Here is a 13,723-nt window from a genome sequence, read left to right as displayed (position 1 = left end):
GGAATCGCGCTGCGCCTGCGCGAAGTTGCGCACCTGGTCGTGGGCAAAGCGGATGTCGGCCATGTCGCGGTCCGAGACCTTGGCGATCAGCGCCTGGATCTCGGCCTCGCTCAGCCGGTAGCTGTCGCGGTCGTACTTGTCGAACCTGTTGGACATCTCGCGCACGGCGGTATCGCCGCGGGCTTCGATGTCCTTCAGGGCAGCCTCCACGATGCCGCGGGTCTTGGCGTCATCGGCCGCCCGATCCGCCTCGGGCTTGCCAGTTTTCAGATGTTGGATGGTCATGTCAGGCCTCTTGCGGTGTCGGAGGGGTGGCGGTGCCGTCGTCAAAGGCTTCCCAGCCCCGGCCGCCAAAAACGTCCTCGCCCAACTGGGCGAGCACATGGGCGAAATCCACCGAGACCCAGTTGTCTGCGATGCGCCCGTCCACGATCTTCCAGAAATCCATGTAGGGGATCTTCACGCGCTTGCCGGTGGCGGCATGCCCCATGAACGGGCCCGAATGGGTGGCCTCGATATGGCCGAAGCACGACGCCCAGTCGCCTTCGCAGATGAAGCGTTCGGTCTTGTAGTCCCGCTCGGTGAAGGCGGCGCGCAGGGGCAATTGCCAATTGCTGCGGAAGGCCTGAAGGCCCTGTTTGGTGCCGCATCCCTGGTTGCCCATCCAGCGAAAATCCTCGTGGAAATGAGCGGCCATGTCGTCGGAGTTGGCCCCCAGGGCCGCTTCCATCCGAAGGATCACCTGGCGGGTTGCCTCTGCTTTTTCCTCAGGTGTCATCCGTGAGCTATCCTTTCTCCCGAAGCGGTGTCGAACAGGTGGCAGATGCTGGCCGGGATGCTGGCTTTGACGATATCGCCGATCTCGGCACGGTACTCCTTGTGGGTCTTGATCGACACCAGCGATCCGGCCAGACGCCAGGTGATCATCGAGGCTTCGCCCAGAAGCTCGATCGAATAGACCGGGGCAGAGATCTGGCCGTCGCTCTGGGTGATCTCGGCATCCTCGGCGCGGAACCCGAGGGTCACATTGCCCGACGCGGTCTGCGGCAGGCCTTCGACCCGGATGCCCTCGGCGGTGAACACACCGTTATCGAGGCGCCCTTCCACCAGGTTCATGGCGGGCGAACCGATGAAGCTGGCCACGAAGGTGTTGGCCGGGTTGTCGTAGATGTCCGTCGGTGTGCCCACCTGCTGGATCTTGCCCGCGTTCATCACCACAACACGGTCGGCCAGGGTCATTGCCTCGATCTGGTCGTGGGTCACATAGACGGTGGTGACGCGCAGCTTGGATTGCAGGTTCTTGATCTGCGCCCGCGTCGACACCCGCAGCTTGGCATCCAGGTTGGACAGCGGTTCATCCATCAGGAACACGGTGGGCTTGCGCACGATGGCGCGGCCCAGGGCGACGCGCTGGCGCTGACCGCCCGACAGTTCCGCCGGCCGGCGATCCATGAAGTCCTCGAGTTCCACCATGCGGATGGCATCCATCACCTTGGCATCGTGCTGGTCCTTGGGAACCTTGCGGACGCGCAACGGGAAGCGGATGTTTTCATAGACCGACAGGTTCGGGTAAAGCCCGTAGGACTGGAACACCATCGAGATGTCGCGATCCTTGGGCTCCAGATCGTTTACGACCTTTTCGCCCATGATGATCTGCCCGTCGGTGACATCCTCCAGCCCGGCGATCATCCGCATTGTGGTGGATTTCCCGCAGCCCGAGGGGCCGAGCAGCACCAGGAATTCCTGGTCCGCGATGTCGAGGTCGAAGTTGTCCACGCCGACGAAGTTGCCCCAGCGCTTGTTGACGTTCTTGAGTTGAAGTCTGGCCATGAGGGCCTCCTTTATCCTTTGACGGCGCCGGCGGTCAGACCGCTGACAATCTGGCGCTGGAAGAAGAGAATGAGCACGAAGAGGGGCAGGATGGCCGAGACCACGGCGGCGACGGCGTACATCACCTTGCCCTCTTCCTGGGTCGAGCCGAGGAAGGCGTTGATCTTGGGGATCATCGTCTGGTTTTCCTGGCTCAGCAGCATCGAGGTGACGGTGAAGTCGTTATACGCCAGCAGGAAGCTGAACAGCCCCGTCGTCACCACCCCCGGCCACATCACCGGGATGATCGCCAGGCGGAAGGCCTGGAATCGGGTGCAGCCGTCAACCATTGCCGCCTCGTCCAGATCCTTGGGGATGGACAGGAAGAAGGAATGCAGCATCCACAGGGTGAAGGGCTGGTTGATGGCCACCAGCACGATGATCGTGGTGGGCAGATACCCCCAGATGTTGAGCTGGAAGAACGGCAACAGGTAGCCCGACACCAGCGTGACATGCGGCATGGCGCGGAACACCAGCGCCGCCATCAGCAGCCAGAAGGTGTATTTGAACCCGGACCGGGCCAGCGCATAGCCGCCCAGGGTGCCCAGGGTCAGCGAGATGATCACGACGCAGACGGTGACGATGGCGGTGTTGATGACCGCGCGCCAGAATTCCTGCTGGATCCAGGCGCCGTCATAGCCTGCCAGGGTGAAGGCGCCGCCGTATTGGCGTTGGGTCACCGGGCCGATGATGGCGTTCATCCAGTCGGCGCGGCTGAAGAAGTCGCCCTCGACCTTGAAGCTGCCCCACATGGTCCACAGGAAGGGGAAGGCCGCGATGACCAGCCACAACAGCACAATGGTGGTGGCCAACAGCTTGAGCGGTAGCGGTTTTTTATCTGCCGGATTTGACATCGGTCGCCTCCCTTAGGACTTGCGGTTGAATTCGCGCCAGTTCTGGCGCAGGACGGGCAGCAGCAGGATGATGACCCCGAGAATGGTCAGCATCGAGGTTGCCGCCGCCGATCCGAAGAGCGGCGATTCAGCGGCCCGAAGGTCGTTGTAGATCAGGTAGCTGAGCGAGGTGGCGCTGGCCGCGGCCGAGAAGCCGATGATCGGCTCGAACACCCGGAAATTGTCCATCAGCTGCATCAGCGCGATGAAGGTGGCCAGCGGCATCAGGTAGGGAATGATGACAAAGCGGATCCGCTCCCAACGGCTGGCGCCGTCGACCATGGCGCTTTCCATGGTGTCCTGCGGCACGGTTTGCAGCCCGGCATAGAACACCACGAAGGCGAAGGGGGCGGAATGCCAGACCCCGTAGACGAACAGCGTGATCCACGTCAGCGTTGGCGAGGCTTTCAGCGACAGGGTCGGATCGCCGAACAAAGCCTGAAGCCCTGCACCGATGATGCCTCGGCTGTCGATCATCCAGAACAGCACAAGCGAGCCCACCAGCGGCGTCACCAGCATCGGGATCAGCGAGAAGAAGATCACCGGACCCTTCAGCAGCGACGGCACCGAATTGACCACCACCGCGATGATGAACCCAAGGATGATGACCAGCGGCGTCACGATGAAGGTATAGGCCAGGGTGAAGGCCAGCGCCTTGTAGAACGGAAGGTTCATGATCCGGTTGCGGATCTCGGAGAAGTTTTCGGAGGTGGCGAAGATCTCGCCGATCTCATCCGTCGCCAGGTGGCTGGCGTTGGAATAGGTGCCCAACCCGTTGAAGCGGCCGGCAGGTTGATCTGCGCGCAGCTGGGCCATGGCCTCGGCATCCACGCTGACTTCCTCCTTGCAGCCGAAGGGGCCGCAGGATTCGCCTATCACGAGGATCTGTTCGTGTTCGACGTAGAGGGATTGATACGCTACCGAGATGATCGGCAACGCGATGAATAGGATCATCGCCAGGAGCGATGGCCATATGAAGGCGAGAAACGTCTTGTGCGGCATGGCCTAGTTCGTCTCCTCAGTCATGAAAAAAGGGGCTTGGCGGGGGGCTGGCGACGGACGCCAGGTAAAACACGTGGCATCCAGCGCGCCGTGATCGGTGGCGTTCTCGAAGGCAGCCGCGATCTGTAGCAACAGGGGTTCGGTGTCGAAACGGCCGACGATCTGCAGCCCCAGGGGCAGCCCATCGGAAAAGCCCATCGGCACAGACAGGGCCGGGTGGCCGGTCATGCTGAAGGGAAGGGTACACATCGGGGTCCACCGGGCCTGACCGCTGGCGAATTCGGCGAAGGCCGGGGCCGGGGTCAAGGTGGTGGGCAGGATCAGGGCATCCACCTCTTGCAGCAGGGCGTCGAGGCAGGCGCGCAGCAGGCCGGCGGCGCGGCGCGCCTCGGCAATGTCGGATTCCGTCAGGACGGCTCCGGCAGCCATGGATTGATAAGGCATCCGCCCCATGCGGCCGCCGTCGCCTGCCAGATGCGCACGATGGGTCTGAAACCCTTCGGCATGAATCAGCACGGCGGCAGCGGCGGTCATCAGGGGCAGCGGCGGCAAGGTCACCCTGCGAATTTCGGCCCCGCACAGGCTGAGTGTCGAGGCGGCGGCGTCCGTTGTATGAACAATTTGCGGATGGGCGTCCGGCGACAGGCTCCAGGCGCGGGCATAGCCGATGCGCTGGCCGTCAAGGGACAGGCGCGGGGCTTCCGCCGGTGTGCCGCACAGCGCGCAATACAGAAGTGCTGTCTCAGCCACGGTGCGCCCCATGGCGCCGGGCACGTCGAAGGACGGTGCCAGCGGCAGGATGCCGTCCAGCGGCAGCCGGTCATGGGTGGGCTTCAGCCCGACCGTGCCGCAATAGGCCGATGGGCTGCGCACCGATCCGCCGGTGTCCGAGCCGAGCGCCACGCGCACCATCCCGGCGGCGATCGCGGCGGCAGAGCCCGACGACGATCCGCCGGTCACATGGGCCGGGTTCCAGGGATTGCGCGGCTGTGGATAGAGGCCATCGTTGCCGGGGCCGACAATGGCCATTTCATAGGTCGCCACCAGTCCCAGCGGCACCGCACCAGTCTCGCGCAGCCGCGCCACTATGGCGCTGTCGGTGGCGGCGATCCGGTCGCGATAAAGATGCGAGCCATAGCGAACAGGCCAGCCGGCCACGTCGAAAATATCCTTGATGGCCACGCAGATTCCGTGCAGCGGGCCACGATCCAGGCCTTGGGCAAGTTCGGCATCCGCGCGCCGTGCCGTGGCGAGCACCGCCTGTTTGTCGACATGGACGAAGGCACCGACACGGCTGTCGCGGGCGTCGATCCGGTCCAGATGGGCCTGGGCCAGGGTCTCGGCGGTCAGGCGGCCGTCGCGCAGACGCGCGGCCATCTCGGGAAGGGTCAGGTCAGCGGGGTTGGTCATGGTCAACCTCCGCCAGCCAGCGTCGGATCTGATCCGCCGAGTCCCGCAGAACTTCGGCGGTTCGGGCGATGGCCTCGAAATCGGCGTCACGTGTTGGTCGAATGCCGGCCTTGGCGAGCGCGGCGATCAGCGTCTGGCGTTCCATGGCGACCTCCCCGTCGTCCTGGCGGCAGATAAATCTCTCCGGTTTCGCCGCGAACGGGCGAGTATCAATACTGACAAATCCGGGAGAGGTGACGTGGGGAAGGCCCGCTCGGGCATTCCCCTGTTTCATTGGCTCAGTTGAGGAAGCCGGCCTCGGTCGCAGCGGTGGTGTAGGCCGCAGTCACATCGGCAAGCGCCTGTTCTGCGGATTCCTTGCCTTGCAGATACTCTGCCAGGTTGTCCCCCAGCGCGGTGTGCAGCATGCCCATGTAGGGCAGCATCGGGTAGGGGCGGGCGCCCTTGTTAAGCCCGTCGATCACACCGGACGCGGCCTTGGTGGGCTGATACCCGTCGATCAGCCAAACCGCCGAGGCCGGGTTTTCGGCCATCATCTCGGGCGAGATGCCCTTCATCATGGCGATGAACGAGGCTTCCGCATCTTCATCCGAGATGTTTTTGGCAATCGTGAACCCGTCCCACCACAGCGCGGCGGTGGGAATGCCGTTGTCGCCAAGGGCCGGCGAAGCTGCAAAGGCGGTGGCGGCCGCAACCTCGGGCGCCGGGCTGTCTTCGGCAATGTAGGCGCCGGCACGCGAGCCCCAGGACAGCGACAGCACCGACTCGCCGGCTTCCCAGACGGGTTTTTGCGCGTTGGAGTCGAAGGTCGCCCAATCCGGGCTCATGTAGTCGAGCATGCGCTTCATGTTTTCCAACACGGCGACGCCATTTTCGTTGTTGATGTCGAGCTCGGCGGTGCCGGGCTTGAAGAAGTCCGCGCCGGTGCCGAGGTAGGTATTTACGAATTCGGCGGCAATGTTCCAGCCGGGCATGAAGTTCGAAGACAGCGGCGTGGCGTACCCGGCAGCCTGAAGCGTCTCGGCGGCTGCGAACACCTCGTCAAAGGTGGTCGGCACCTTGATGCCGTGCTCGGCCAGCACGTCCTCGCGGTAGAACAGGTGCTGCGAGTTCGCCATGAAGGCAATGGCCATGATCTTGCCGTCGACAATGACCTTCTGGCTGTTGGTCAACTGACCGCCGTGCTTGGCCACCAGATCGTCCAGCGGACGCACCAGCCCGTCATTCAGCAAGGGCACCAGCGAGTTGGTGGCCACGATCGCGACGGTATAGGTGGCCGGGTTGATCGACAGGGCAGGCACCTGGATGTTCTTGTGCTCTTCGGTCTGGTTGCGTGTCACTTCGACGGTGTCCGAAGCGCATTTCTCGGCCCAGTCGGCGACGACATGCAGAGCCTCGAAATCGTTGGACAGAATGCGGACCGAGCCGCTGTCGATACCGCAATCGGCAACAGCCATGCTTCCGGCAATGATTAGTGCGGAGGCGGCGGTTGCCGATTTGAGATGGAAATTCATGAGTGGAAGCTCCCGTTGGACAGTCTGAAGTAGGTCCCAGTTGTTTCTTGTTGTTGATGCCGGCGCAGCAAGGCACCCACTGAAACCGTAGTCAGACGTGAATTCGATTGCAAATATTTTATGGGCCCATTGAAAATTGCAACGGACCGCATCGGCGTTGTGTCTAACGCAAGGGAAGTATGCGGTTACTTCACCTCCATATCCCAGCATGTCTCGCCGTTTCGGGTGTCGTGAAAACCGGCGTGGTTCTCCCAGCACAGTCCATCCAACCGGGCGCAAGTCGCAGGGTGCAAGGCGTGCGCTGCAACCGGACGCGGCTCTCTCCATCGGCTTCTTGATCGTTGCACCAATCCGCCCGTCGCGTCGCCGTCAGGCCCGGAAATATCGCGGTAGGAGTCAATTGCTGCGGTTTTTATATTCTGGCCTTACCCGTTCTGATACAGCGCGACCTGTTGGCGATTGATTGTTGCTGTGCTGACATGTTGCGCGGCGAAGGCGACATCAGCAAGCACTCCCTTGATTTGACTGTTTGCCAGCAAGGGCGGCCCCCTGTTTCCCTCGGCGCGCAGCCTCGTGTGGGAGGCGCCTTGCCAGCAGGAAGCTCGTCCCTCGGTCAACATGATCCGACGGGCCATCCTGATGTTGCCAGGCCATCGGATCGCCGCAGCCTTTTTGACCCGGGGCCAAGCCCCCCAAACAGGTTTCACAGGTTGGTACCAACGATGGCCAATCCATCTTGCAAACGAATGCAGAATATGCGCTGTTGGACTCCCATCGACAGTCAGGAACGGAGATCGACATGGCGACCAAAGGCACCAACGGCAGCGAAAAGGGGGCAGGCGCTCCGCCCGCCGTGCTTCAGTCGGAACGTCGGGATTTTGTCGATATGGTGCCCACCGACCGGGCGCGCGCGCAGCCCATGCGGGGCTTCGATCCGATCTATACCGACATCGTGGACTATATCGTGCGCTGCACACATCGCATCTGGGACGAGCGCGACGTGGGCCTGATCTATTCCCATTACACGCACAACTGCGTGGTCTATGGCGCCACCGGGACGATCTACAACCGCGAGGACGTGGTGCATGACACCATCAAGCGGTTGTTCATGCTGCCCGAGCGGCGCGGCATGGCCACCCATGTCATCTGGAACGGCAACGAGGATGACGGCTTCTACACCTCGCATCTGGTGACCGGCGCCGGGCGACACAGCCAGCCGGGCATCTACGGCAAGCCGACGGGCCGCAGTTTCGTCGCGCGCACCATCGCCGACTGCATGATCTACGAAAACAAGATCTACCGTGAATGGCTGGTGGTCGACAGCATGGCGCAGGTGAAGCAGATCGGGCTCGACCCGCAGGCCTATGCCGAAGAACTGGCCCGGCCCTATTTCGAAAAGGGCCTTCTGGCCGTGGACATGGGCGAAAACCGCCGGATGATCGGCCAATACCCGCCCGAGACCGAATGCGACACCTCCATCGCCAACACCCCCGAAGAGGCCGAGGTTCTGCGCTGGCTGCACGAAATCCACAACCGCCGCATGTTCGGCAAGATCCGCGAGGTCTATGCACCCACGGTGCAGTATCATGGCCCCCTGATGAAAGAACTGTACGGCCACGGCGCTGTCACACATCAGACCGTGGGGCTGTACGCGACCATCCCTGACGGGTTCTATATCCCGCAGCACATCTGCTCGACCCCTTGCGAAGAAGGCGGCACCAAATTCGCGGTGCGGTGGATCGTCGAGGGGCATCACTTGGGCTGGGGTGTCTTCGAAGACCTGGGCGCTCCCACCGGCAAGCGGCTTCAGGTCATGGCGATGAGCCACTTCCACATTCGCGACGGCAAGGTCGTGGACGAATGGACCAACATCGACGAGATGTCGCTGCTGATGCAGATCAAGCTGGCGCAGATGGTGGACAAGGACAGCGCCGTTCTGAGTGACGACATCTAGCGCAGTGTTTGGCCGGGCGGCGGGTCTTGCGATCGCCTCCGGGCCGACACCCTGTGCGTCGGTTGGCCGTCAGGGCGCGCGGTCGCGTTGGTAGATCCAGTCGTGCGCCGGGTCGTTGGCAAAGCGCCATTTGCGCAGCGGTCCGGCCATCACGTTCAGATAGTACATCTCGTACCCGTAGGGCGCGGCACAGGGATGATGGCCGCGCGGAACCAGCACCACATCCCCGTCAGCCACGGCCATGGTCTCATCCAGGTCGCCGTTTTCGGTATAAACCCGCTGCACCCCGAATCCCTGCGCCGGGTTCAGGCGGTGATAATAGCTTTCTTCCAGATAGGTCATGTTCGGGAAGTCATCTTCGTCATGGCGATGCGGGGGATAGCTGGACCAGTTGCCGCTGGGTGTGAAGACCTCGGTCACCAGCAGGCTGTCGGCCACGTCCCGATCTTCCATGGCGATGTTGTTGATATAGCGGGTGTTCTGACCCTTGCCGCGCGGGGTCGTCTGGATGCCGTCGGGGCCGATGCGCTGCGCCTTTCGGCCCGTGCCACCAGGTGCGGTGCAGACCGCCAGCTTGCAGGATGTGGTGGCCTGCGCCTGCCAGTCGCTGCCCGCAGGCACATACAGGCAATGGGGCGGGGTGCGTTCGAAGACATCCATCCGCGCGCCCATTTCACCGAAATCCGCGCCGCCTGCGGCCAGTTCGGCGCGGCCTTCGACCAGTACGAGGATCGCCTCTCTGTCGCCGGTCACCGCTCGAACACTCTGTCCCGGCTCAAGGATGTGAAGCGCGAAACCGACATAGGTCCAGCCGGCACTGTCCGGCGTGATGTCATGGACAAGACCGGTATCACCCGTGGGGCGTCGTTTGAGATCGGGCACGGAAATTCTCCTGCATTCAGAGACTGCCTTGGGCTGCCGCCGGTGTCCCGGCGGCAGTACGTTCAGACGGTGCCGCCAAGCGATCCTTCCAGCTCGACCAACTCCTGACCACCGGCCATGAGATCCTGAAGCTCCTCGGGCGTGATCTGGCCGCGCTGCGCCGTGCCAAGGGTCTTGCCCCTGTTCAGAACCGTATAGCGGTCGCCCACGGCCATGGCATGGCGCACGTTGTGGGTGATGAAAACTACAGCGATGTCCTGCTTGCGCACCTTGTCGATCGTCGCCAGAACGTTCGCGGTCTGTCGCACCCCAAGTGCCGAGGTCGGTTCGTCCAGGATCAACACCTTGGCCCCGAAATGCACGGCGCGGGCGATGGCGACGGTCTGACGCTCGCCCCCCGACAGGGTGCCAACCGCCTGATCGGGCCCGCGCAGGTTGATACCCATCTTGCGCATTTCTTCCATGGTCACGCGATTGGCGTAATCATGGTCGAAAAGCTTCAGCGGCCCGACCTTCTTCAGGGGTTCATTGCCCATGAAGAAGTTGCGGCTGACCGACATCAGCGGGATCATCGCCAGATGCTGGTGCACGGTGGCGATCCCGGCCGCGATGGCGTCGCGCGGATCTTCGAAGTGCATCGGCCGGTCTTCGAAGAAGATCTCGCCGCTGGTGGGTTTGTGAACCCCCGACATGGTCTTGATGAAGGTTGACTTGCCCGCGCCATTGTCGCCCAGAAGGCAATGACACTCGCCGGGATAGACATCGACCGAAACCCCGGCCAGGGCGATCACCGATCCGAAATGCTTCTGGATCTCGACCATGCGGATGATGGGTGCATGTGTGCTGCGAGTGTTCATATCAGCGTTCCCCCGTGATCAGGCGGCGAATATAGGTGTTCAGAACCACCGCGAAGAGCAGGATGATGCCAAGGAAGACCCGGAACAGAGAACTTTCGACCCCGGCAAAGAACAGGCCCTGCTGGACGACGCCGAAGATCAGCGCGCCAAGCGCGGCTCCGATGACCGATCCGTAACCTCCGGTCAGCAGGGCGCCGCCGATGACCACCGCGATGATCGCTTCGAATTCCTTCAACAGGCCGCGATCCGCACCGGCCGATCCGAACTCCATGACCTGACAGGTGGCGAAGACCACGGCACAGAAGGCGGTGAACATGAACATCAGGATCTTGACGCGATTGACCGGCACGCCCGAGTTGCGGGCGGCTTCGGCATCGCCGCCGGCGGCGAAGATCCAGTTTCCGAACCGGGTCTTGGTCAGAAGGAAGTGGCCGAAGATCACCAGCACGATGGCCCAGACGATCAGCATCGGGATGCCGTCGACCACGGGCTGCCCTTCGCGTGTGCCGCGCGAGAAGGTGGCAATCATCCCGTTGTTGCCCATCCAGGTGAACATCCCGCCCAGGATTTTGCCGCCGAAGAGGGCCGCCAGCCAATCGCCCTCGGCCACGTCACGGACACCGCCGATGATCGTTTTACGCTCGATGGTCTGGGGCAGGTAGATGGTGAAGCCGCGCAGGATGAACAGGAAGGCCAGCGTCACGATAAAGCTGGGCAGCCCGGTACGGATCACGATGTAGCCGTTCAGCGCGCCGATTGCGAGGCAGACGACAAAGGTGACGATGATCGCGCTCCAGACCGGCCAGCCGAAAGTGACCGAGAGAATGGCGATCATCATGCCGGAAAAGCCGATCATCGAGCCGACCGACAGGTCGAATTCGCCGGCGATCATCAGCAGGCAGGCGCCCACGGCGATGATCATGAATTGTGCCGAAACCGTCGACCAGTTCAGGATGCCCTGGCTGTTGAACATGCCGCTGTCAAGGGCGAACAGCAGGAAGAAGGTGAACACGGCTATCGTTCCGACGATACCGCCCAGTTCGGGGCGGATGAGGGCGCGGCGCATGGCCGACATTTCCTTGACCCGTTCATCGGCAACAGTTTTGGACTGCGCTGTCTGTGACATCGCTCGGGCTCCGTTCTGTGCTGTGAGAAAAGTGGGGAAGGGACGGGCGCCGTTCGTCGGCGCCCGCCCAGGATGCCTTAGCGGTATTCGCCGGCGAACTGTTCCACCAGTTCAAGGCCATCGGCGGTCACGAAGCCCGGACCCGAATTGATGTTGTTGCCCGGCAGCACGCCGTAGCGATGGTAGTTGGTCATGATCACGATGGGCAGGTAGCCCTGCAAGAACGGCTGCTGGTCGATGCCCCATTCGATGATGCCCCCCTTGATCGCCTTCACGATTTCCGGGCCAAGGTCGAAGGTGCCAAAGTAGATGTCCCCGGCCATGCCGTTTTCATCCAGCGCCTGGATCGTCGGATCGGCGGACACCGGGCCGAGGGTCAGGATTGCATCGGTGTCCTGGTTGGCCGACAGATAGGCCAGAACCTTGTTCTTGATCTCGGCGGGGTCGGTGCCGCTGTCGAGCATGGAGTTGCCCAGATCGATGCCCAGACCATCCGCGAAGCCCTGGCAGCGCTGTGCCAGTGTCGGCTGCTGGATCGAGTGGTTCACGCAGAGGAACGAGCCAATGCCGTCGCCCTTGGCGCGCAGGCCGGCCGCATAGCCGGCATCGTATTCCGGCTGGCCCACATACATCAGTGCGCCGACTTCACGCGCCTGATCGGCAGAGCCGGTGTTCATGATGATGACGTCGACGCCGGAGGCGACCGCATCCATGATCGGCCCTTTCAGAACATCGTAATCCGCCAGCGTGGTGACGATCCCGTTCGGGCCTGACGCGGCGGCCTGTTCGATGATCCGCGCCATATCGGCGATGTCACCGGTCGGCGGGTTGCGGTATTCGACCTCGACGTCCATCTGCTCGCCCGCAAGGGCGATGGCGTTCTTGATCGTGTTCCACCAGCTGTCGGAATCCGGTGCATGGCTGACCAGCACGTATTTTTCGCCCTCAGCCGCCGCCGTGGTTGCGCCTGCCATTGGCAGGGCAGCGACTGCCGAGCCGAGCATGAGCCCGAGAATCTTGCGTTTCATGGTATCCTCCCAAATGTCCATGGTCGTATCTGCGCGGTCCGGTGAACCGCTCACCCAGAGAAAACCACGAATCGACGCGTTTTGCAACCGGTTGCAAAAGCGGACGGGAAGTTTAGTGCTGCGGAGCATGGAGGTGTCGTGTAAAACAACCGACGGAATTGACGTTGGGCCGCGGAGGGCCGTTTGATGCCGGTAACCTTGAAGGATGTCGCCGAAAGGGCTGGGGTCTCGCGCTCCGCGGTTTCGCGGACCTTCACTGCAGGGGCATCGGTGTCGGCCAAGACCCGGCGCAAGGTCGAGAAAGCCGCGACCGAACTGGGCTACAGCCCCAATGCGCTGGCCAGCAGTCTGACCACCGGGCGCACCAAGCTGATCGGACTGATCTCCAACAACTTCCACAACCCGATCTTCCTGGAAGTCTTCGACCTGTTCACGCGCGGATTACAGGAACGGGGCCTTCGTCCGCTGCTGGTCAATCTGTCGGATGAGGTCGCCCCGGACAATTCGGTGCAGATGCTGCGCCAGTATTCTGTGGATGGGGTCGTTGTGGCGTCTTCGACGCTGCCGCCTGAATTCGCAGAAGCCTTTCGCAGCGCCGGCATCCCGGTGGTGCACAGCTTCGGCCGGTATTCCAGTTCACCCAAAGTACATGTGGTGGGCATCGACAACATGGAATGCGGGCGGATCGCGGCCCGGGCGCTGGTGGACCGGGGCTATGACGACGTGGGCTTCCTTGGGGGGCCGGAACGCGCCACCTCGACTCAGGATCGTTTCGCGGGCTTTCGCGAGGAAATGTTGCGCCACCCGCAGGCGCGGACCCGCCACAGCTTCGCCACCGCCTATTCCTTCCAGGCCGGACGTGCCGAGATGCAGCGCCTGATCGCCGAGGGCCCGGCGCAGGCCTATTTCTGCGGCGATGACGTTCTGTCCATCGGTGCGCTGAGTGCTGTGCGCGATGCCGGGCTCAGGGTGCCCGAAGACATCGGGATCCTCGGGCTGAACGACATGGAAATGGCGGGCTGGGAAAACATCAACCTCACCACAATCCGTCAGCCCATCCGGCAGATCATCCGGTCGTCGATTGAACTTGTGGTGGCCATGCTGGACGAGCCGGACCGCTATCCCGAGGCCCGGCTCTTTCCCTGTTCACTGGTAGAACGGGGGACGTTGCGCCCGCTGTCCTGACGC

The 13,723-nt window shown here is 62.7% G+C and carries 14 protein-coding genes; 2 read left to right on the top strand and 12 right to left on the bottom strand.

What is annotated here, in order from left to right; genetic code table 11:
• The 8 genes from AB0T83_RS18250 to AB0T83_RS18215 form a co-directional block, all read right to left on the bottom strand.
• Nucleotides 1-285: histidinol dehydrogenase (locus AB0T83_RS18250; RefSeq protein WP_366194659.1), on the bottom strand; the 285-nt coding region annotated here is incomplete at its 3' end.
• A 1-nt stretch (nucleotide 286) separates the two neighbouring features.
• Nucleotides 287-778 (bottom strand): ester cyclase, encoded by a 492-nt coding sequence (locus AB0T83_RS18245; protein WP_435891190.1) that lies wholly within the window; start codon nucleotides 776-778, stop codon nucleotides 287-289.
• Nucleotides 775-1,830, bottom strand: a complete 1,056-nt coding sequence (locus AB0T83_RS18240) for an ABC transporter ATP-binding protein (RefSeq protein WP_366194658.1) — start codon at nucleotides 1,828-1,830, stop codon at nucleotides 775-777. The genes AB0T83_RS18245 and AB0T83_RS18240 overlap by 4 nt, the downstream gene beginning before the upstream one ends.
• 11 nt (nucleotides 1,831-1,841) lie before the next feature.
• Nucleotides 1,842-2,723 (bottom strand): carbohydrate ABC transporter permease, encoded by an 882-nt coding sequence (locus AB0T83_RS18235; protein ID WP_366194657.1) that lies wholly within the window; start codon nucleotides 2,721-2,723, stop codon nucleotides 1,842-1,844.
• Between the two features lie 12 nt (nucleotides 2,724-2,735).
• Nucleotides 2,736-3,764, bottom strand: coding sequence for a carbohydrate ABC transporter permease (locus AB0T83_RS18230; protein ID WP_366194656.1), 1,029 nt, complete (start codon nucleotides 3,762-3,764; stop codon nucleotides 2,736-2,738).
• Nucleotides 3,765-3,767: 3 nt separating this feature from the next.
• A complete protein-coding gene (locus AB0T83_RS18225; RefSeq protein ID WP_366194655.1) occupies nucleotides 3,768-5,174 on the bottom strand; it encodes an amidase in 1,407 nt (468 codons plus the stop codon).
• Nucleotides 5,158-5,319 carry a hypothetical protein gene (locus tag AB0T83_RS18220; protein WP_366194654.1) on the bottom strand — a complete coding sequence of 54 codons (162 nt, stop codon included), beginning with the start codon at nucleotides 5,317-5,319 and terminating at the stop codon, nucleotides 5,158-5,160. Before AB0T83_RS18220 ends, AB0T83_RS18225 begins: the two co-directional genes overlap by 17 nt.
• A 133-nt stretch (nucleotides 5,320-5,452) precedes the next feature.
• Nucleotides 5,453-6,631 (bottom strand): ABC transporter substrate-binding protein, encoded by a 1,179-nt coding sequence (locus AB0T83_RS18215; RefSeq protein WP_366194653.1) that lies wholly within the window; start codon nucleotides 6,629-6,631, stop codon nucleotides 5,453-5,455.
• Between the two features lie 856 nt (nucleotides 6,632-7,487).
• Between AB0T83_RS18215 and AB0T83_RS18210 the strand changes: the two genes are divergently transcribed.
• The gene (locus AB0T83_RS18210) at nucleotides 7,488-8,642 is read left to right on the top strand and encodes a nuclear transport factor 2 family protein (RefSeq protein WP_366194652.1); all 1,155 of its coding nucleotides are present in this window, start codon (nucleotides 7,488-7,490) and stop codon (nucleotides 8,640-8,642) included.
• A 69-nt stretch (nucleotides 8,643-8,711) separates the two neighbouring features.
• Here the strand turns inward: AB0T83_RS18210 and iolB are convergent, their stop codons facing one another.
• The 4 genes from iolB to AB0T83_RS18190 all read right to left on the bottom strand — a co-directional run bounded on the left by iolB (nucleotide 8,712) and on the right by AB0T83_RS18190 (nucleotide 12,535).
• Nucleotides 8,712-9,524 (bottom strand): 5-deoxy-glucuronate isomerase, encoded by an 813-nt coding sequence (iolB, locus tag AB0T83_RS18205; protein ID WP_366194651.1) that lies wholly within the window; start codon nucleotides 9,522-9,524, stop codon nucleotides 8,712-8,714.
• Nucleotides 9,525-9,586: 62 nt separating this feature from the next.
• Nucleotides 9,587-10,381, bottom strand: a complete 795-nt coding sequence (locus tag AB0T83_RS18200; RefSeq protein ID WP_366194650.1) for an ATP-binding cassette domain-containing protein — start codon at nucleotides 10,379-10,381, stop codon at nucleotides 9,587-9,589.
• 1 nt (nucleotide 10,382) lies between these two features.
• Complete coding sequence (locus AB0T83_RS18195; RefSeq protein ID WP_366194649.1) at nucleotides 10,383-11,507, bottom strand: ABC transporter permease; 1,125 nt, start codon at nucleotides 11,505-11,507, stop codon at nucleotides 10,383-10,385.
• A gap of 77 nt (nucleotides 11,508-11,584) precedes the next feature.
• Nucleotides 11,585-12,535 carry a sugar ABC transporter substrate-binding protein gene (locus tag AB0T83_RS18190; protein ID WP_366194648.1) on the bottom strand — a complete coding sequence of 317 codons (951 nt, stop codon included), beginning with the start codon at nucleotides 12,533-12,535 and terminating at the stop codon, nucleotides 11,585-11,587.
• 186 nt (nucleotides 12,536-12,721) lie between these two features.
• Between AB0T83_RS18190 and AB0T83_RS18185 the strand changes: the two genes are divergently transcribed.
• Nucleotides 12,722-13,720 (top strand): LacI family DNA-binding transcriptional regulator, encoded by a 999-nt coding sequence (locus AB0T83_RS18185; RefSeq protein WP_366194647.1) that lies wholly within the window; start codon nucleotides 12,722-12,724, stop codon nucleotides 13,718-13,720.
• The last annotated feature ends 3 nt before the right edge of the window (nucleotides 13,721-13,723 follow it).

Source organism: Meridianimarinicoccus marinus (assembly GCF_040689105.1).
GTDB lineage: Bacteria > Pseudomonadota > Alphaproteobacteria > Rhodobacterales > Rhodobacteraceae > Meridianimarinicoccus > Meridianimarinicoccus marinus.
The sequence above is the reverse complement of the archived record's forward strand: the minus strand, read 5'-3'. Positions and strand labels throughout refer to the sequence as shown.

What these genes read in the sequence shown, in the direction of transcription:
- AB0T83_RS18245 (WP_435891190.1), bottom strand. Translation starts at nt 778, where the DNA reads ATGACACCTGAGGAAAAAGCAGAGGCAACCCGCCAGGTGATCCTTCGG.
- AB0T83_RS18240 (WP_366194658.1), bottom strand. Translation starts at nt 1,830, where the DNA reads ATGGCCAGACTTCAACTCAAGAACGTCAACAAGCGCTGGGGCAACTTC.
- AB0T83_RS18235 (WP_366194657.1), bottom strand. Translation starts at nt 2,723, where the DNA reads ATGTCAAATCCGGCAGATAAAAAACCGCTACCGCTCAAGCTGTTGGCC.
- AB0T83_RS18230 (WP_366194656.1), bottom strand. Translation starts at nt 3,764, where the DNA reads ATGCCGCACAAGACGTTTCTCGCCTTCATATGGCCATCGCTCCTGGCG.
- AB0T83_RS18225 (WP_366194655.1), bottom strand. Translation starts at nt 5,174, where the DNA reads ATGACCAACCCCGCTGACCTGACCCTTCCCGAGATGGCCGCGCGTCTG.
- AB0T83_RS18220 (WP_366194654.1), bottom strand. Translation starts at nt 5,319, where the DNA reads ATGGAACGCCAGACGCTGATCGCCGCGCTCGCCAAGGCCGGCATTCGA.
- AB0T83_RS18215 (WP_366194653.1), bottom strand. Translation starts at nt 6,631, where the DNA reads ATGGCTGTTGCCGATTGCGGTATCGACAGCGGCTCGGTCCGCATTCTG.
- AB0T83_RS18210 (WP_366194652.1), top strand. Translation starts at nt 7,488, where the DNA reads ATGGCGACCAAAGGCACCAACGGCAGCGAAAAGGGGGCAGGCGCTCCG.
- AB0T83_RS18200 (WP_366194650.1), bottom strand. Translation starts at nt 10,381, where the DNA reads ATGAACACTCGCAGCACACATGCACCCATCATCCGCATGGTCGAGATC.
- AB0T83_RS18195 (WP_366194649.1), bottom strand. Translation starts at nt 11,507, where the DNA reads ATGTCACAGACAGCGCAGTCCAAAACTGTTGCCGATGAACGGGTCAAG.
- AB0T83_RS18190 (WP_366194648.1), bottom strand. Translation starts at nt 12,535, where the DNA reads ATGAAACGCAAGATTCTCGGGCTCATGCTCGGCTCGGCAGTCGCTGCC.
- AB0T83_RS18185 (WP_366194647.1), top strand. Translation starts at nt 12,722, where the DNA reads ATGCCGGTAACCTTGAAGGATGTCGCCGAAAGGGCTGGGGTCTCGCGC.